This window comes from Ralstonia edaphi (assembly GCF_958350185.1).
Classification (GTDB): domain Bacteria; phylum Pseudomonadota; class Gammaproteobacteria; order Burkholderiales; family Burkholderiaceae; genus Ralstonia; species Ralstonia edaphi.
This window is the reverse complement of record NZ_CATWHI010000001.1, coordinates 44,818-62,420: the sequence shown is the minus strand read 5'-3', so window position 1 is coordinate 62,420 and position 17,603 is coordinate 44,818. Positions and strand designations below refer to the sequence as shown.

The 17,603-nt window shown below is 62.1% G+C and carries 24 protein-coding genes; 7 read left to right on the top strand and 17 right to left on the bottom strand.

The features are described 5' to 3' along the window. Positions 1–19: 19 nt before the first annotated feature. Entirely contained in the window at positions 20–487 is a 468-nt protein-coding gene (locus R2669_RS00380; RefSeq protein ID WP_316897902.1) for a RidA family protein, read from the bottom strand. Between the two features lie 197 nt (positions 488–684). Next, positions 685–2,103 carry a MocR-like pyridoxine biosynthesis transcription factor PdxR gene (gene pdxR, locus R2669_RS00375; protein ID WP_488281390.1) on the bottom strand — a complete coding sequence of 473 codons (1,419 nt, stop codon included), beginning with the start codon at positions 2,101–2,103 and terminating at the stop codon, positions 685–687. A gap of 153 nt (positions 2,104–2,256) precedes the next feature. Here pdxR and R2669_RS00370 point away from each other — a divergent pair, with 153 nt between their 5' ends. The 5 genes from R2669_RS00370 (at position 2,257) to R2669_RS00350 (ending at position 4,730) form a co-directional block, all read left to right on the top strand. Then, positions 2,257–2,703: a carboxymuconolactone decarboxylase family protein gene (locus R2669_RS00370; RefSeq protein WP_316891054.1), complete on the top strand. Its 447-nt coding sequence runs from the start codon at positions 2,257–2,259 to the stop codon at positions 2,701–2,703. A 233-nt stretch (positions 2,704–2,936) separates the two neighbouring features. Further along, positions 2,937–3,119 carry a type II toxin-antitoxin system HicA family toxin gene (locus R2669_RS00365; protein ID WP_316669295.1) on the top strand — a complete coding sequence of 61 codons (183 nt, stop codon included), beginning with the start codon at positions 2,937–2,939 and terminating at the stop codon, positions 3,117–3,119. A 60-nt stretch (positions 3,120–3,179) separates the two neighbouring features. Further along, positions 3,180–3,581 (top strand): type II toxin-antitoxin system HicB family antitoxin, encoded by a 402-nt coding sequence (locus R2669_RS00360; RefSeq protein WP_206273032.1) that lies wholly within the window; start codon positions 3,180–3,182, stop codon positions 3,579–3,581. A 95-nt stretch (positions 3,582–3,676) separates the two neighbouring features. Further along, complete coding sequence (locus tag R2669_RS00355) at positions 3,677–4,231, top strand: cysteine hydrolase family protein (RefSeq protein ID WP_316897899.1); 555 nt, start codon at positions 3,677–3,679, stop codon at positions 4,229–4,231. Between the two features lie 61 nt (positions 4,232–4,292). Beyond that, positions 4,293–4,730: a gamma-glutamylcyclotransferase family protein gene (locus R2669_RS00350; protein ID WP_316897897.1), complete on the top strand. Its 438-nt coding sequence runs from the start codon at positions 4,293–4,295 to the stop codon at positions 4,728–4,730. A gap of 285 nt (positions 4,731–5,015) precedes the next feature. Here R2669_RS00350 and R2669_RS24815 read toward each other — a convergent pair whose 3' ends face one another. Continuing rightward, positions 5,016–5,276, bottom strand: a complete 261-nt coding sequence (locus tag R2669_RS24815) for a HEAT repeat domain-containing protein (RefSeq protein ID WP_430708765.1) — start codon at positions 5,274–5,276, stop codon at positions 5,016–5,018. Between R2669_RS24815 and R2669_RS00345 the strand changes: the two genes are divergently transcribed. After that, positions 5,172–5,513 carry a hypothetical protein gene (locus tag R2669_RS00345; protein WP_316897896.1) on the top strand — a complete coding sequence of 114 codons (342 nt, stop codon included), beginning with the start codon at positions 5,172–5,174 and terminating at the stop codon, positions 5,511–5,513. The genes R2669_RS24815 and R2669_RS00345 overlap by 105 nt on opposite strands. Positions 5,514–5,531: 18 nt before the next feature. Here R2669_RS00345 and R2669_RS00340 read toward each other — a convergent pair whose 3' ends face one another. From R2669_RS00340 to R2669_RS00315, 6 genes are all read right to left on the bottom strand, one after another. After that, positions 5,532–6,146 (bottom strand): hypothetical protein, encoded by a 615-nt coding sequence (locus R2669_RS00340; protein ID WP_316897895.1) that lies wholly within the window; start codon positions 6,144–6,146, stop codon positions 5,532–5,534. Positions 6,147–6,154: 8 nt separating this feature from the next. After that, the gene (locus R2669_RS00335; RefSeq protein WP_316897893.1) at positions 6,155–6,676 is read right to left on the bottom strand and encodes a hypothetical protein; all 522 of its coding nucleotides are present in this window, start codon (positions 6,674–6,676) and stop codon (positions 6,155–6,157) included. Positions 6,677–6,683: 7 nt separating this feature from the next. Further along, a complete protein-coding gene (locus tag R2669_RS00330) occupies positions 6,684–7,187 on the bottom strand; it encodes a DUF4304 domain-containing protein (RefSeq protein WP_316897891.1) in 504 nt (167 codons plus the stop codon). Positions 7,188–7,645: 458 nt separating this feature from the next. Beyond that, positions 7,646–8,299 (bottom strand): hypothetical protein, encoded by a 654-nt coding sequence (locus R2669_RS00325; RefSeq protein WP_316897889.1) that lies wholly within the window; start codon positions 8,297–8,299, stop codon positions 7,646–7,648. A 93-nt stretch (positions 8,300–8,392) separates the two neighbouring features. After that, positions 8,393–8,752: a hypothetical protein gene (locus R2669_RS00320; protein WP_316897887.1), complete on the bottom strand. Its 360-nt coding sequence runs from the start codon at positions 8,750–8,752 to the stop codon at positions 8,393–8,395. Positions 8,753–8,877: 125 nt separating this feature from the next. After that, positions 8,878–9,135: a hypothetical protein gene (locus R2669_RS00315; RefSeq protein WP_316897885.1), complete on the bottom strand. Its 258-nt coding sequence runs from the start codon at positions 9,133–9,135 to the stop codon at positions 8,878–8,880. Between the two features lie 405 nt (positions 9,136–9,540). Between R2669_RS00315 and R2669_RS00310 the strand changes: the two genes are divergently transcribed. Beyond that, entirely contained in the window at positions 9,541–10,188 is a 648-nt protein-coding gene (locus tag R2669_RS00310) for a BRO-N domain-containing protein (protein ID WP_316897883.1), read from the top strand. Between the two features lie 152 nt (positions 10,189–10,340). Here R2669_RS00310 and R2669_RS00305 read toward each other — a convergent pair whose 3' ends face one another. From R2669_RS00305 to R2669_RS00270, 8 genes are all read right to left on the bottom strand, one after another. After that, a complete protein-coding gene (locus tag R2669_RS00305) occupies positions 10,341–11,192 on the bottom strand; it encodes an alpha/beta hydrolase family protein (RefSeq protein ID WP_316897881.1) in 852 nt (283 codons plus the stop codon). Positions 11,193–11,258: 66 nt separating this feature from the next. Further along, complete coding sequence (locus R2669_RS00300; protein WP_316897879.1) at positions 11,259–11,780, bottom strand: lysis system i-spanin subunit Rz; 522 nt, start codon at positions 11,778–11,780, stop codon at positions 11,259–11,261. Positions 11,781–12,044: 264 nt separating this feature from the next. Beyond that, entirely contained in the window at positions 12,045–12,389 is a 345-nt protein-coding gene (locus R2669_RS00295) for a hypothetical protein (protein WP_316897878.1), read from the bottom strand. Next, on the bottom strand, positions 12,390–13,028 hold the full coding sequence (locus R2669_RS00290; RefSeq protein WP_316897876.1) for a glycoside hydrolase family 19 protein: 639 nt from the start codon (positions 13,026–13,028) through the stop codon (positions 12,390–12,392). Between the two features lie 71 nt (positions 13,029–13,099). Further along, positions 13,100–14,167, bottom strand: a complete 1,068-nt coding sequence (locus R2669_RS00285) for a phage late control D family protein (protein ID WP_316897874.1) — start codon at positions 14,165–14,167, stop codon at positions 13,100–13,102. A gap of 3 nt (positions 14,168–14,170) precedes the next feature. Continuing rightward, positions 14,171–14,377, bottom strand: coding sequence for a tail protein X (locus R2669_RS00280; RefSeq protein ID WP_024972597.1), 207 nt, complete (start codon positions 14,375–14,377; stop codon positions 14,171–14,173). Further along, positions 14,352–15,230, bottom strand: coding sequence for a phage tail protein (locus tag R2669_RS00275; RefSeq protein ID WP_316897872.1), 879 nt, complete (start codon positions 15,228–15,230; stop codon positions 14,352–14,354). Before R2669_RS00275 ends, R2669_RS00280 begins: the two co-directional genes overlap by 26 nt. Before the next feature lie 11 nt (positions 15,231–15,241). Next, the gene (locus R2669_RS00270; RefSeq protein ID WP_316897870.1) at positions 15,242–17,551 is read right to left on the bottom strand and encodes a phage tail tape measure protein; all 2,310 of its coding nucleotides are present in this window, start codon (positions 17,549–17,551) and stop codon (positions 15,242–15,244) included. Positions 17,552–17,603: the final 52 nt, after the last annotated feature.

Below are 17,603 nucleotides of genomic sequence, written 5' to 3'. Positions count from 1 at the left end.
ATTCGATCGCGGGTTGCGTCTACTTAGAGCCGCGTATCTCCACCATCGCTTCAATCTCGACGGCAAAGCCTTTTGGCAACGACTTGACGCCAACCGCTGACCGAGTGTGCTGGCCGCGTGCGCCGAACACTTCCACCAGCAGATCAGAACAGCCGTTAATGACTTCGGTGTGCTCGGTAAAGTCATCCACCGCATTGACCATCCCCAGCACTTTGACGACCTGCTCCACACGATCCAGGCTGCCCAACGCATCCTTCATCAACGCGAGCAGGTAGATGCCGATTTCCCTGGCGTGGGCTGTTGCTTCTTCGGTGCTGACTTCCCTTCCGACTTTGGGCACTGTTTGCCCAGGTTGCAACTGCCTGCGCGGTGCTCCTTTCCCAGACAGATAGAGATAGTTGCCACGGACCATGTAAGGAAGAAAATTCCCGGGTGACGGCAGAACGGGTGGAAGTTCGATGCCCAATTCACGTAGCCTGGTATCCATGATGTCGATGTTTGTGGATGTGAAATTTGCCAGTACCTCGGGTACTGACACAGGTTACGACAGTCCCCGTCCAATCATCATTCGGTGCCCATTAGGCGTGCCCACCAGAAACTCACGCATGCCGTGCGGTTTGGCGGCGGGAGCTTGCAGGATGATAGTGCCGCGACCGACGAGGTCCGGCAGGCTGTGGCCACGGCTCATTGAGCCGCGACGATTTCCGCAAGCGTCTCGCAGACGGCATCGATGTTGTCAGTACGCAGGTTCGTCACGCTGAGCAGCAAGCCGCGTTGCGCGTGACTGCGGCAAAGGTACCAGGCCGAGAGAGCAGAAGGCGCGAGGCCGCGCCCGCGGGCAATGCTGACAATAGCGCTGTCGTCGGCGGACAGGGGGAGCGGCGCGATCAGGCCAAGGCCGGCGGTCAGCGTGCCAGGCAGAAACGCATTGATATGCGTGAGGGCGCGGCTGCGGCGCTCGGCATAGAGCGCCTTCATCTGGCGCAGGTGCCGCAAGAAATGCCCATCCTCCAAAAACTCCGTCACTGCCAGTTGCGTGGTCCGATTCGGCGCCGGTGCCAGCGCGGCGGCGACCTCGACCAGACGCTCCGCCACCGAGCGTGGTGCGACGACGAACCCAAGCCCCAGCGCTGGACTCATCGTCTTGCTGAACGCGCCGATGTGAATCACACGCTCGGCACCTTCGCCTGCGGCAAGGGCCGGTGCCGCCCGACCGTCGAGCTGCAGTTCCCCCAGATAGTCGTCTTCGATGATCCAGGCGCCCGTTGCCACTGCCCATTCAAGCAAGGCGCGTCTACGAGCCGGCGACAAGGTCACGCCCAGCGGTGCGTGCTGCCCCGGGGAGACCAGGGCCAGCAGGGCATCTGGCGCGCTTGCGATGCCATCTTCCACGCGCAGCCCCTCGGCATCGACAAGCACGGGTTCAATCACGGCTCCCGTCAGTTCCAGCGCCCGTCTTCCGAGCGGATAACCGGGCTCCTCGATCCACACCTTGCGTCCGTGCACACGCAGCGCGGTCAGCGCAAGCATCAGGCCCTGCCGGTATCCGCTGGTGACGATGATCTGATCGGGATGACATTGCATTTGCCGGCTAACGGCCAGATGGCTTGCGATCTGGGCCCGCAGCTCAGGTTCGCCGCGCGGGTCGGCGTAGGCCGTGAAGGCGACGGCATCGGCGCGTACGGCGCGCATCCGCATGCGGGCCCAGAGCTTGGCGGGAAACGCGTCGTGGGCGGGTACGCCCATCTGGAACGGTAGCGGCGCTTTTGAATATGGGCGTGTGAACGCTGCCAACGGCCCGTCGAGTGGCGACTCGTCGTCCGCTCGGCCTGCAGGCAGCTGCGCGCTTACGCGTGTGCCTGCAGAGCCGGCGCCGAACACCAGGTTCTCAGCGATCAGCCGATCATAGACCACGCGGATAGTGCCGCGCGCGACACCAAGCTGTGCCGCGAGGTCCCGGCCGGACGGCAAACGCTGTCCGGGCGCCAGCCGGCCATCGACAATCGCCCGTCGCAGGCTCGCATGGATCTGGTCGCTGATGGGCACGGCGGTAGCACGGTCCACCTGGATGGAAATCGCAGCGGGCGTATTCGAGTCAGTCATCTTGGACCAGTCGTTTTGCCAATTTTTGGGCCTGTTTCTCCAAAACTCGACGGAGTAACGTGGCGTTATGACATGGATTGCCGCCCGAGTCGATATGCGGCCCAGGCGTGCCGAGCGCAAATTACTCCCCCCTCAACAACAGGAAAGACCGAGATGACCCGCTTGAACTGGCAAGAGATCGCACCTGACGGCGCGAAGGCACTTTTTGCTATCCACCACTACGTCACGAAGAAGACGAACCTGCCAGAGGAACTCGTCCACCTTGTTTTCCTCCGCGTTTCCCAGATCAACGGCTGTGCACACTGCATCGATATGCACAGCCGCGACCTCAGAAAAACCATGTCGATCGACAAGATCACGTTGGTACCGGTTTGGGACGAGGTGCACCACCTATTCTCCGACCAGGAACGAGCCGCGCTCGCCTGGGCGGAGGAAGTGACCCGCGTCAGCGAAACGCATGCCTCAGATGAAGCGTATGCCGCAGCCTCGGCTGCGTTCACGCCCAAAGACCTTGTCGACCTCACGATCACCATCGCCGCAATGAATGCGTTCAACCGACTCGGTGCGCCGTTCCGACTTCCAGTTGCCGCCGCGTCGTAATCGGGCCTTGCATTGCTCTTGGCCAAATACAGCCGTTGGAACACATCGCATATCCCTCTGCCTTTCAGCGATAGCGGTCGCCCTCAGTTCAACTGAGGGTCATTCGGGCCGCGCGTCGGCGTCCGCCAGAACCGCTCCCCACGTGCCCCCAAGCGACACACATAACTACACATTCCCTCTTGCCTCAGCTGCTTCCGTGTGTAAAATTACACACAGAACAACCGGAGACCCCCATGCAGTCTGGGCAGTTAATCCGGATGCTCCTCGATGACGGCTGGCAGTTGGTGCGCATCACTGGCAGTCATCATCACTACAAACATCCGGAAAAGCGGGGCCTTGTGACGGTGCCACACCCGAAGAAAGACCTGCCAATCGGAACAGTTCGAAGCATCCAGAAATCCGCCGGCCTGAAGTGAGGCCGGCGGTTTTTCGCAGAGGTGCAAAACCGGTCGCGTAACAACCTAGGAAGAAAAGCCATGCAATTCCCCATCGCGATTCACAAAGACGAGGGGAGCGTCTATGGCGTCACGGTGCCGGATATTCCCGGAGTGCACTCGTGGGGCGATACCGTCGATGAAGCCATCCGCAACACGCGGGAGGCCATCGCGGGTCATCTGCAGACACTGGCAGCGCTCGGCGAAGACGTAGACGTAACCTGCTCGACAATTGAAGACCTGACCAAGCAAGATGAGTACGCGGGTGCCATCTGGGCGTTCGTTGAAATCGACGACGAGGAGCTTGACCGCACCCCGGAGCGCATCAACGTGTCACTCCCCCGCTTCGTGCTCAGAAAGTTGGATCGGTTTGCCGAGAAGCGGCATGAAACACGCAGCGGGCTTCTTGCTCGCGCGGCCATGGAGCTGATGGCGCATGGGTAGGACGGGCGGCCGGTTGGTCGCCCTTTTTCTTTTGCCCTCTCGCAGCAGAGTAGAAGCGCGCTTAACATCTCACCTTCATCGAGAGAAATTTGCCCATGACTACGTTGGCCAACCGTCCCAACACTGCACTTCTGGTTATCGACCTCCAGAACGACGTCGTTGCCGGCGCCTATCGACGTGATGACGTACTCGGTGCCGTCAACAGCCTCATTAAACGCGCTCGCAGCGCCTCCGTGCCGGTCGTGTGGGTTCGCCACTCCGATGAATCGCTCAAGGCTGGAAGTGAAGCGTGGCAGATCGTTGCTGAACTTACACCGGCGCCCGAAGAGATCATTGTCGAAAAATGCTATCGCGACGCCTTCGAAGACACCAACCTGGAACAGGTGTTGTCGAGCCTAGGCGTTGGCAAACTCATCGTGACTGGCGCCCAGACAGACATGTGCATTCGTTCTACGCTGCATGGCGCGTTGGTGCGCGGCTATGACGCGATGTTGGTCAGCGATGCGCATACGACAGAAGACATGACTAGCAAAGGCGCACCACCGCCGGATGCTGTGATACGGCACACCAACCTGTACTGGGCCAACCAAAAGGCGCCCGGCCGTTCGGGCGGGGTCGTCAAGAGTGGCGACGTCGATTTTGCGCTCTAGCGGCACACAGTGAAGCACGCGTAACGCAGCATTTCGACCCATTTTTTGGAGCGCACGCAAGATGAGCGGGACCGAGCAGTTCGTCGTTTTCGTGTTTGGAACCCTAAAGGAAGGGTTCCCGAATTTTGCGACAAACCGGGGCCGCCGGATATCCGGCGAGTATCGAACGTTGCAACGCTACCCGCTGTACCTGATTGGCGAACGTCATTCGCCGTGGATGATCGACGCTCCCGGCGAAGGTGAGCACGTCACGGGGCAACTCTTCACCGTGGACACCCGCACGTTGGCTGACATGGACGTACTGGAGCGGATCACAGCGGCAGACGGCTATCGACGTAGAGAGATTGAAGTCACGCCTGTGCAATCCGAGCGCGCCGACGATGTGACCCGAGCTTTCGCATACGTAAAACCACGCGATCAGCTGGTTTCGGCTTTGATCCGTAAGGGGCCTATGCCGACGTACGAACTCACCGACGCTGCGCTCTATCGGCCTCGTTGACCGATCGCGGCAAACAGAGCTCTGCTGGAAAGGTGGTAAGGCGCCCCCTTTGGAGAGCTAAACATACCGGCCATCGCATTTACCACCTCGAAAAAAGCGCTACGAGAACCGGCAATCTAGCCTTAGCTTCGCTGAGGGTCACCCTTCCAGTTTCCTCCAGGCCACGGCATTCAATGGCGAGAGCTTCGCTGTCGGAATAGCGGTCGAGCCACCTCGGCACAAGCAAGTGCGGTCACGGCGACAAGCACGAGCAAAACGCAAAGGACCCCGCCCAAAGCTAAGTGCTCAGGACCGGGCGAAGGGCATTGGCCAATTGCTCAGTCCCTCCCTCCCGTATTCGCGCAAATGAGGGTCCGCATGCTGGGCTAAGTGCTCGAGAACCTCGCGAGATTCCGGTGTTCCGATTCGTGCGAGTGCGTAGGCGCACTTGCGCTGAAATTCATGAAGATTCTGCCATCGCACCATGTACTGGAAAGACTTTTCGGCGGCTTCCGCAATCGCTGGAATGGCGGCAGGGTCTCCGAAAAGCCCAAGGTCGAAGACGATGTCCTCATGGCGCTCGTGACCTTCAAGGGTCAGGAGTTCGATCAGAAGGGGCACGCGCGAGCGATCATCTTCCGCCAAGGAGTCCAACGCTGTGCAAAGCGCATCGACGTCTACAGAGCTACTCATTATCTACTCCTGAATGTCAGTCTTGGCCCTTCTGGCAGGACACTGTCATATGCGCCCAACCTGCGCTGCGTCCGATGGGAACTGCTTCTCCATGTCGCACAGGCAATCTGACATCAGCCGGCATTGTGCTTACTGCAGCAGACGTTGAATGTCGTCCTGCCGTACGGGAAATTTCTTGAAGTCGCTGTAGTCTTCAAAGAACCATACGCATTTGGCAGCCGTTTCATCGGTACCACGCGCGAGGCATACCTCAGCTTCGCGAGAGTACCAACCCTGCCTTCCGTCCTCGATCGTGATGCGCGTGACCGACGGATTACCGAAGCAACTTGACCCAAATACCACGCGCTCAAGCAACGGCTCACCGTTTCTCTGGAGACTCAGGAAGATCTCTGGAGCAGCCCCACACATTCCCCGTTCACTCCAGCCGGCTTGAGTAGCGATGATCGTGTACTTCGAATCGGGCAATGAGCATTCGTAGGAGAGTTTGTTTGGCGAAAAAAATCCATGACGTGCTAACACATCGGGACGAACCGTGCCGTTTTCAGTCAACGCGGTGATCGCGGGGTTGTGTATCCCTCGATACTCGATGTCTAAGAATTGCGCTTCCGGGATGCACGAAATGCGCACGAAATCAACGGTATAGTCGGCCCACACCGGACTAGCGAGAACCGAGAGCAGCAGCGCGATGAGCGGGAACCACTTGTGCAATTGAGGCTGCAGACGATCAGTGTGCTTGAGGGTCATGAATAAAACTAGTTGCCTTGGGTTCGCGGCAGATCCATCTCCATCGCTACACCTGAGTCCAGATACTTGAACTCCCGCAGCATACTCAACGCTTTCCATGCTTTCCACGCACGTGAAAGATTGAATATCGCTAACAGCAATGCCGCGAAGAATAGTACCGACGCTCCAACATCAAAGTCCCACTTCCCTACGCCAAACAGAGGCATCAGATATATCGGGTTAAGCGCGATCGTCAAGATACAAAGAGCCGCATACCAAACGCTCAACAACGGAGACCGAATACCCGCGATCGCCCCCTTGTCATGATCTACCCAGCCCATTAGCGTTTGCCAGTTCCCTGGCTCCCTGAGCAGAGCCGTGACGGTCATGCCCTTGTGGATGTTGACCTTGCCCCAAATGGTCACGGCATATTCGTGCTTACCGTTGGCAGTGAAGTTGAACGAAGTTGTTTCGGGGACGTATCGCGAAGCTGGACGGTACACGACCTGCGAGACGTCGTCGAACGTCACTTTTATGAGCTGTGGATTCATAGTCCTCTCAAATTGTTTGGGCACCGAGCACCGTCGACGTCTCCTTATGGCGCATGTGCGGCCAGCCTTCCCGCGCGGATGCCGTCAAATGTGCGCGCACTTTGGCGCCGACAAAGCAGTGCCTCGCCATTGACGATCGCACAAATAAATCCAGCCCTGGCCGGCTGGAGACGCGCTCGAGCCAAGGTACGGCGTGCTCAAGCAGCGCCGACAGGAGTGAGGCGGACATTGGGAGCGCTGCGTTTAGCGACCTGATTTCTTCGGACAGGCTCTCAGGCGCAATACGCTCCAGCCGGGCGCGAATGTGGCACCGATGCTCAGGCGGAGACGTCTCATCGCCCAGCGCCTTCAAATAGACCGCGACATTCACATACACCTGCTCGCTGAACCGACTCTTCTGCAGATTGACGAGCTGAAATGCGTCTGGCGTTTCCCTCGTCCAGGTTCTTGCATTCTTCTTGAACCCCAACGCCTTCAGGCCCGGAGACAACTGAGCTTCAACGAGCAGCATGTTTTGCACCTACTTTATCGGGGCTTTCTGGTGCCCAACAGCTGCATTTCACTCAAGAGCGCCGCGCCCGTCCTTGACGTATTCACTTCCTTGTAGCCCACGGCCTTTATCCCGGATTGCTCCTCGGCTTGCACCACTATGACAGGGGTCTTCTTACCGGACGCGCCATCCACATGAAACGCATACTGAGGGATCTGGATATTGAGCGGCGTTCCAGCCGACTTATCGGGACCGCCAATCAAGAAGGCGGAGCAGCCACGATTTAGGTCATCTACGGTTGCAGGACGCCGACTGACGAAGCACGTCTTCGGTAGCTCTGGCCAGTCGATCGGCTCCGCCATAGAGGGAGCGCTACTCAGGCCGCAGGCGACCGCCGTCACGCAGTAGACCAATTTATACGGGAGAGAGGGATTTCGCATCAGTGGCTGGGTTCGAGTAGCGAGAGGAATTCTGCAATGTCATCGCTTCAAAACAGCAGCATCAAACGCCCGCGGCAACGCCTCGAGAGGAATAGCATTCGAATCGCCTGGCAACGGCGCCCGTACGTCGACGTTTCCGACGTGAGTCTCGACATCAAACTCCCCTAGTGCTTGGTCCAGAAGAAGGAATGCGATGCCTCCAAACGTCTGCCGCTGCGACGCCGAGTAGCCGGGAATCAACACCGTGAGTCCAGCCTTTTCGCCCTCTGGATGGATTTCCACCGAGACGGACTGGGCTTTGACAGTGACACCGTGGAACTGAATATCGGCTGGCTCCCTTCTAGGGCGGAACTTGATGATCTTCCACCTAGGTAGTGGGGGAGCTGACGAGGCAAGGCTCACAACTTTTGGAAAAGCGGCGCGAACGCCATCCGCACTGATGACGAACTCACGTTGGCCACTCTGCTTTGGCCCAAACTCAAATGTAAGACTGGGATCCACTTTATGCATCTCAGCCGACAAGCGATCGAAGACTACCCGTTGGTCGCGCTCAAAGTCGAAGAGCGACGCTTCGTTCTTCTGAAACCACTGCCAGAAATCGGCTTCGGGTGAGTTGCGCTGGCAACCGGAAAGCATGAGAAACATTGCCGCGATTGCAATGAGCAGCGAGCGCGTGAAGGTCATGTTAGGCATGTCTATACAGCAACGGTCGGATTGAACCGCTCGCCGGAGCGTGCTCTGAGGTCCTTTCCAAAAACAGCTATGCGCTTGGCCGGGCCAAAAGCATCACGCAGCAAATGCCCCTGGCTCAACAGCATACTTCACGCAGAACGCATTGAAGAGCGTTTCGTCCAGGGGAATCTCGATCGAATAAGCATTCTCTAGCCGCTTATCATCTTCATCCGTATCTGCGAAGGGTTCCGAAAGGAGGTCGGCGACCTTATGAAAGCCGAAGTACCTGTACCCGTCTATCGCAGCCAGACGTTGTTGGTCCGTTAAGACCTGCAGCGCATGGAGCACGCCGCCGTTCATCGCCAAACTGTGCAGATGTAAGGCAGACGCAAGATGGACGTCCCCTTCAGCCGGATTCTGTCCACCAGCCTTCAGGGCCGCGCGATTCCAAATTTCGTCTTCTCTGCTGAGCATTCTTACGAGCTCCGAACTTGAGTGATTCGAGTGCAACCGGTCGGTCCTCAGCCATGCGAACGCACATGATTGCCTCAGACGCCAGCCGGCCCGACCAAGCCTTCATCGTAAGCACGTCGCGGAGCCTATGACAAAAGATCGGGATTCTCTTGACCCCATTTACTGAGCGACGCCCACAAATCGTCAACACGCTCCATGGACCTCACGCCGTCTGCGCCAAACAGACAATGATCCCCGGTTCCGATCTGCCGGAACTCGTAGTCACCGCGCTCGCCGCGCCCGCAGTATTCGTAAGAGTGGATGAACGGATAACGAAGGTTTTCGTCTTCGTAATAAATATCAAAATACACCCGACCTACAATCAACTCGTCTGGTTCGACCATTCACCAGCTCCTCTGAGCGGTCCGTGAAGGACAACGTACGGAATCTATCAGAGTAAAGGGATTTCTTTGCACGCCCGTCCCTGGCCAAAAGCTTCGGTTTCTTTGCCTGCCCGCATCAGCTCGCCGGTTTGCACGTAACCCCAACCAGCCGTATACTCGGCCGGTCGCCGGAAACACCGGCACACGGGATTAGCGTCCCGTCTACTCAAGGCGCACATTAGCCGCGCTCGTTCTTCACGCGCGGCTTTTGCATGCGCACGTCTGGCCTCCTCAATGGCGGCGCCGGGCGCGGGCTCCGCAAGGGGCGCCGGTTCCTTGAGTCCGGTAACGCTAACCCGCTCGGTCGCCGCCCCCTCCGATTAGCGTCGGAAAGCGGCTCTCAAACCGCACTCAAGGAGTCAAGCCATGACTGGTACGTCTGTTGGCGCGTCCACGCTCGCCCCTACCCCCAACACCTTCAATTTCGAATCGCACGCGGTGCGCGTCGTTATGCGCGATGACGAACCGTGGTTCGTCGCAGCCGACGTGTGTGCCGCGCTGGAAATCGCCAACAGCCGGGATGCACTCCTGAAGTTGGATGCCGACGAAAAGGGTGTCGGCTTAACCGACACCCTTGGTGGTCGCCAACAAGTCGCCATCGTTTCGGAGTCCGGCATGTACGCCCTAGTCCTGCGCTGCCGCGACGCAATGAAGCCCGGCACCGTGCCGCACCGCTTCCGCAAGTGGGTCACGTCCATTGTCCTGCCGGCCATCCGCAAGACCGGCCAGTTCACGGCACAACCGTGCATCGACGCCGCGCCCGCCGCCGCCCGCACACCCGCCGACCTCGCCAGCCTCTACCCCGCCGACGTCGAGCGCGCGCTGCAACTGCTCAATAAACACATCTACCAGGCAGACCGCTACACCGGCATGCTCATCGTCCTGCAGGACGACGAAGCCAAAGAACCCGTCGTCATCTCCGCCGGCAGCTATCGGCACAAGCGCGCCCGCGCGCTGACTGACTTTGCGCGCGCGTCGGTGCAGATTTCGGGTTTGATTGAGGCGGGGGTGTAGGGGGTGGGATGGGGCTCGCATCGCTGGGCGGTTGGCGGCGATGCGAGCCATATGCACCGACCACATTGGCCGAAAGCAGGACAGAGTGACCAAACTTAGATCGCGGATGTCTCCGTGGCACGGTTTCCTGTCTAACCAAGCGCCTTACGTGTTCAAAGAGGCGTTCGCTGCGGCACCAAATGCTCGGCAAAGAACGCCGATATGCGAGCATCCCGGACCATTGTCGCCTCGGCTGACAACACGTGACCTTCTCCGGGAAATATCAATTGCTCGGCAGCGCGGCCGTCGGTGGCGTATCGGTTCCCAAGGCGTTTCGCCATGGCGGACGACCACGTCGTGTCGTTCTCACCAGCGCTGATTAGTAGCGGGCCTGCGTATTGTTGAATCTCAATAGGCTGAGATGGAAGCAAGGTGTCCGATGCGCCCTTCCAAGTCCAGGCGCGCCGCGAAGGGTCCCATGCTCGCCACCCTGGGTCGCCTGGGTCTCTCCATTCTTTAGCGTCGAACGCTCCACAAATCACATCGGGGGGAGCGTGTACTGCAACAGCGTCGGGCTCATGCATCGAGTCGTCTACCGTCATAAGCACTGCGAGCAGCAAGGCGTGTTCGGCTCCACGAGATACGCCATAGACACCGACCTTACCGGTCGACCTGGGTAGGCGTCGCAAGGCATCCAGTGCTTCGGCAGTTTTATCGATGGGCACATTCTCGATGGCGCCCGCATTCCAGAGGTTGCCGCCCATGCTGTATCCCAGTGGCAACGCTGCAATACCCCTCGCCGCAAAGCTGGCTGCTTGTAAGTGTGCGAAGCCGGACCACGCCCCTTCCGAACCATGGAGCACTAGCACATGAGGAACACACCTGTCCCCTGGGGGTTCATAAAGACGACCAAGGCCAGGGATGTCTACCATCACGAACGGCTGGATTTTTGCAGAAGCACTAGCGCTGTTGGGCGATTGCAAGAGATCCTTCTCCATCTGTCTGACTCGGTAAATTGCTGCCATGCTGAACCGCAGATCGTGTCTTGCCGGTTGCGGAAAGGCCTGCCCCCAACTTGTTCACGACGCCCTTTAGGGTTGGCCACAAACGCCCGCCCCCTCAAGCGCACGCTCGCGCCCCTGCAAGTATCTCAGTTTCTCCGCATCCCGCTCTGCCCCGGCGAAGAGATCGACAAGATCCGCCGCATCCTCTCCAGGTAACTCACATCGGCCGGTGGCTCCATCGCCCAGGCCGGCGCCGGGCTGATCTTCACCTGCGCCGGCACTGGCATCGGGCTGGCAACGGGCGCGCACTGACATCCGTACAGTGCCAGCAGCAAGAGCGCGCTGCAGGCGCGTGTTTTCAGCGGTGGCACGTTGCATCTCCGAGAAATGGGTACGGTCGAGCGCGTCGAGCTGGTCGGTAAGCTGCCGGTGTTTGTCGATGGCAGCCTGCAGCGCCGTCACGACGGTATCGACGGCGGTCTGGCGCTCGATGGCGTGGTCGCGCTGGATCTGCGCGATGGCGGTTTCGTAGCGGTTGGCTTGCCAGCCCCACGCAGCTGCTGCAGCCACCGCTGCCACTGCCAGGAGCCGGACGGTTGCGAAGTTCATTGGCGTTGCCTTTTCTGATGATGTACGTGACCCACAGCCCCGCCACCGCCAGCACGCAATGCAGTTGCACGGTGGCAATGTCGCGATGGGCGTGGAGCGAGGCGGCGGCGCTGCCGAGCGCGCACAGGGCCACGGCGCACAGCAGCAGCGCGCCGCGCAGCCCGTGCGGAATGGCCTGCGTGAGCGCAGACCACGCCGCGCCCCCGCAGATGGCCACGAGCGCCACGATGTCGATGGCGGTGAGCACGTCGTTTTGGGTGAGCGTCATTCCTTGCGGCCCCCTGTCCAGCGTTGGGCTGCCTGCTGCAGCCAGTCGTGCACCAGGCGCCGCAGCGCCGGAAGCTCGCCGTATGCGTAGCCGACGATGGTCAGCCCGAACACGCCGGCGATGAACTTGACGGCATCCGACACCAGCCCCGCCGGCACCTGCCACAAGCCAATCACGCCGTTGCCCAGGTAATGCGCGCACACAACGCCCAGCAGCAGAGACGCCACGCGCTGCACGGGCGTGCCCGGGACGAACCGCAACGACACCAGCGCACCGGCGGCGCTGGGCAGAATCGTGTCCAACACGCGCAGCAGCGCGCCCCAACCTGTTGGCTGTGCCATCTATGCTCCCAATGCTTGTTTGGCGACCACCCAGCGCGCGCGGCGAGCCTCTGCGCCTTCCATGGCGGGGCCGTTGATGCGGCGCGTGATCTCGTCGAACTTGCCGGCGTCGGCCAACTTGCCCAGCCCGAAGGCCCACCAGTACCAGCCGGCGGAGAGCGCGGCGGTTTCATCGCGCTCCAGCAGCTCGGGCCGCGCCACGAGGTCGAGATCCAGCGCGTGGCCGCACTCGCGGTAGTTGGCCCGGAAGGTGATTTGCTTGAGCCCGCGGCCCCGGTACCGCCAGCCGTCGCCGCTGGCGGCGTCGCCATTGCCGTAGCGGTTGGCATAGGCGATGTTGGCAATGCGCTGCTGCCGCTCGAGCGGCACCGCGCGCTCGCCCGGCTGGCGGCCCAGCGTGGCGGCCAATGCGGGCGTGACGCGCGAGAACATCGCGGGCAGCGCTGCCACGGCATAGTTGAACGATTCCGTGACGCGCGTGAAGCCGCCGGACTCATGCCCGATCTGCGCGATAAAGGCCGCTTGCTGCGCGGGCGTGGAGATACCGAAGCGCTTGCACGTGGCCTCGATGTGCGGCCACCAGCGATCGGCGAGCGCCGGCGGCAAGGCGGCGGCCTTGCTGAAGGATTGTCTGTTCATGGCTTGGAAATGAAAAAGCCCGCCGGGTGGCGGGCTGTTTGGATGCGCTCGCAACAGCGAACGGGTATGTCTTATTGCTTGGGCGGCGCCGGAATGACCAGGTTGGTGACCTTTGCCGCTTTCTTGGCTTTGCCCTGCCCGGCTTTGGCCTTGCCGCTGTTGCCGCCGTTCAGACTCACGTTCACCAGCCAGCTTTTGTTGGCGTAGATGTGCGTGACCGTGTCGGCCAGGTAGTCGCCATCGGCTTGGGCTTTGAAGCCTTCCAGGCGGAGCGTTTTCTCGGCACTGATATCGCCACGGCCCATCATCTCCAGCTCGCCTTCGGCGGTGCTGCGGTTCATGTCTTGCAGCTTGGCCTTGGCGGCGGCTTTTGCTGACTGCGGGCTGGCGTGCACGTGCCGGTCGGTGTGCGTGGCCTGCGCCGGCGGGCCGTTGGGCGCTTCGGGGTTGGGGATGTACAGATCGATCTTGCGGCCGGTCTTGGCGTCGTGCGCGCGGGTTCTGACGCCGCCGACGCTGCTGCGGTCTGGAAACGTCAGGCGGTAGCGCATGAGGTCTGACGGGCGCAGCACGATGGGCGCGAGCGGCTTGCCATCGGCCGACTTGCCACCGCCGCGCGGGGCGACGATCAGCCGGCCGCCCTTGACCGTGGCGGTGCCACCGTATTGGCGCGCAAGACGGGTGATGAAGTGCAGATCGCTCTCGCCAAACTGGTCGGCGCGTTCGATGTGCGCCTCGATCGTGCAAGCGGGCTTCCAGCCGTGCCGCGCGGCCACGCTTGCCACGATGGCGGCGAGCGTGGTGCCGGTGTAGCTGGCGTTGCGCTGCGCCTTGGCGGTGGCGCGCATGTCGGCCGGCTTGCCGCGTATGACGAGGGTGGCGGGCGGGCCGCTCAGCTCGATCTCGTCAACGGCGTACGTGCCGCGCGTGGACAGGCCCTTGCCGGCCCAGCCGAACGAGATGCGCAGCTTGGCGCCCTTGGGCGGGAAGGCGATCTTGCCGTCGCGATCATCGAGCCGGATCTCGCAGCGGTCGGCTTCCATGCCGGGCTTGTCGGTCAGGCGGATCTCCAGCACGCGATCGCGCAGCAGCGCGGTGATGTCTTTGCCGTCTGCCAGGACTTCGAATTGGGCTTCCATGCGCTACGTCCAAAGCTGGATGGGTTCGTCACGCGCGGGGGCGAGATCCGGCAGGAATATCTCCACGCCGGCGGCGTAGGGTTGCCGCCGCGCGGCGAGGCCGGGGTTGGCATCGAGCACGGCTTCCACCGTGCCGGCCAACGTGCCGTACGCGCGGTAGCACAGCACGTCGAGCACATCGCCATCAGATGTTCTGATAGTCATCGCCATAGCGTCGGAACTCCAGGTCGAATCCTTGTTTGCGCGGTGTGCCGTCGGCCAGCAGGCCGTCTTGTTCTTCGCCCACGCGGTCTAAGAAGTAGCGGCCGAGCACGTCGCCCGAGCCGGTGGTCAATTGCACAGGCTTGAGCGCGGCGCCGATGGCGCGCAGGCGGTCTAGCTGCCCTGCCCCCGCGCCGCCGGCGGTAAAGATGGCGCCCGATACGGTGATGGTGTCTCCGCCCGCGCCCACGGCCTGCAATGCCTCTTGCCGCTGGATGCGTTCTTGCGCGGCGATGTTGTAGCGGGTCTCGCGGCGCAGGCGGTCGTACGCGGCGGTGGAAAGGCCGAACTGGAATTGCTCGCCGTCGTCCGTGGACAGCACGAGCAGGCGTTCTGTTGCGCCTGCGGTTTGTCCCGCGCCGAGGATCTTGTCCGGGCCCAGCGCGTAACTGGGCACCAGGCTGCGCACGTTGGGGGTGACGGCGGGGAGCACGGCATCGAGGCGGCGGCGTACCGTTGCCAGTGCATCGCCGGTGGTTTGGGCGGCGCGCAGGACGGTGTTGAACCGTTCGCCGACTGCGGTGCGCTGAATGGCTGCCAGCGCCGCGTCTGTCAGGCCGAGTGCGCGTTGTGCTGCGCCACGGGCAGCCGACACCCGTCCGGTACCGCCGATGGCCTCGCCGGCGGCGGCAAGCGCGCTGCCGGCGCTGGAAAGGTCGCCCAAGGCCTGCGCCTCACGGCGGCGCGCGTTTGCATCGCCGCTGCCGTCCGGCTTGTCGAGCAACCGCTCCATCTGCCGGACATGCTCGGCAGCGCGCGCCGCATGCGTGGCCGCTGCGGATGCGAACTTCTGAAAATCCATGATCTGTTCCGTTACACGTGCGAGCCGTCCGACATGGCGGCCCGGCGTTGCTGCGCGGCGTATTCGTCGAACTGGCGGCGCAGGTGCGGCATCAATTCCGCCGCCAGCTGGCGCGGGTCTTTGACGTCGCCGTTCACCGTCAGGTCGATCTTCGGTGCGAACTCGAACCGCTGGTCGACTTGCAACCGTGGCGGCGGCGCATTGGCGGTTGCTTGAGCGGTACCAAGCGCTTCCTGCGCGCCGGCGGGCAGCACGGGCGCGCCTGCTGTTGGTGCCGCCGCGGGCTTCTTGTCGCTGAGGGCACGCTCGGCCAGTGCACTGCTGGCCTTGCCGCCCAGGTACGAACCGAGCATGCCGCCGAGCAGCCCGCCGACAACGGTGCCGATGGGCCCCGCGATGGCGGTGCCGGCGACGGCGCCGATGGCGCGGCCTGCTGCACCGCCAGCAAGCTCACCGGCAAGCCCTGCACCGATGCCGACGATGGCTTTGGCCTTGTCGGCTTTGCTGCCGGGACGTTCTGCGGCTTCTGCGCTTGCCATGCCGGCCGTGCCCACCAGCGCCAGCACGCCCGCGACAGCGCCGATCTTGCCGAGCTTGGGCGCGGCGCCTTTCAGGAACCGGCCCGAAGCGCCCAGCACGCCCGGCGTCTTGGCGGCGGCCGGTGCGACCTTGGCGGCGGTTGCCGCCGCCTCCGACGTGCGGCCAACGCCTGCGGCAACGGCAGTCCCTCGCGCGATGTCAGACACACCCTTGCCGATCTTCCATACGGCACGCCCGGTCCTGAACGCCAGAATCGACGCGAGCACGCCGCCGATGGCGACCGTGGCTTGGGGCGATTCGGCCGCAAGCTTGCCGACGGAGGTACCGGCACCGGCAGCGAGATCCGCCACTGAGTCGGTCACGGGCTTAAGCGCATCGCCAATGCGACGCATGGCTTCGTCCCACGCCTGCCCGACTTCGGCCCATTTCTGTTTGGAGCTATCGCGGCGGTCTGCCAGGTCTTTCTCGATCTCGCCGGTGGCCTTGGCGCCCTCGTTCTTTAAGCGCTGATACAGATCGGCGTTCTGCATGTAGGCCGTGAGCGCTGCCTTGACCTGCATGTCGTTGAAGAGGTCGCCCGTCTTCATCGTCTCCGCAAACGCGCGCATCTGCGCTTCGCGCTTGGCGGGGTCGGATTCGTTGTTGAACTGCTGCGCGGCGGCCGCGAGCTGCTTGGCCTTCTCCGGGTCGGCCTGCTCGATGTAGGCGCGGGCCAGCACGAACGATGCTTCCATCGTGCTCCAGCCCTTGCCGATGGCCTCGCGCATCTTGGCTTCGTAGTCGATGCCGGCCTTGGCGTAGTTGCCGGCCGTCTCACCGCTGCCGATCTTGGAGAACCAGTTTTTCGTATTGTTGGCGGCCTCGTCAGCGCTTCCAGCCGTCTTCATCTGCACCTGCAGAAGCGCGCCGAGCTGCTCGACGGAGCTGTTACCGACAATGCCCAGCTTCTGCATATCCGCCAGCAGCACGGGGAACCAGCGCGCCATGTCGCTCGATTCGAACGAGCCTTCCTTGCCCTGAAACGCGATGGTTTCCAGCGCCTGCGCCATCTTGGCCGGGTCGGAGATTTTGGCGTTCTGCTCGAGCGCCTGGATCATCCGCGCAGTTTCCTTCGGGTCTGCGCCCTGGCTGACGGAGAACTTGCCCACCAGCGGCGCGAACGACAGCGCGCGGTCGACGTCCATGCCGGCCGACACCATCTGGTTGACGGCATCTGCCAGCACGTTCCGGCCGATGCCGCTTTGCTGCGCGGAGGCGGCAATGCCGCTGCTCATCTCGCGCTCTTTGTCGGTGCGGGCGGCACCGGCCTTGATGGCAATGTCGCGGATGATGGCCTCGTAGCCAGCCGAGATGGCGGTCGGCACCGCTGCGGCGGCGACAAACTTGGTGGTGTCGCCGATGGTGTTGCGCAGACGGTCGCGGCCATCAGCAACCAACCCTGCGCCCCGCGCGCGAAGCTCCAGACCGCGTGCGGTACGGCCAAGGCGTTGGTAGGAACGGTCCAGCCGATCGACCTCGAAGCCCGCTTCGCGCAGCGCGCGGGTGTTGCGCTCGATCTTGCGCCGCACTGCATCGGCGGCCTTGTCGCCGACGGCGTGCAGATCGCGGAACTCGCGCTGCAGGCGCTGGGTTTCGCCAATGGTGTTCTGCCAGACGCGTGCCTCGCCTGCCCGCTTCTTGAGTGCATCCAGCTTGGTACCGACCTCGTTGACGGCACGGCCCAGGGTTGAGCTGACCGCGCCACCGATGAGGATGCCAAGCGCTATGTCTTTTGTTGCCATCCGTGCTCCTGCTGAGTGGCGCCGCGTTGCCGCGTCAGTCGGTCAACCACCA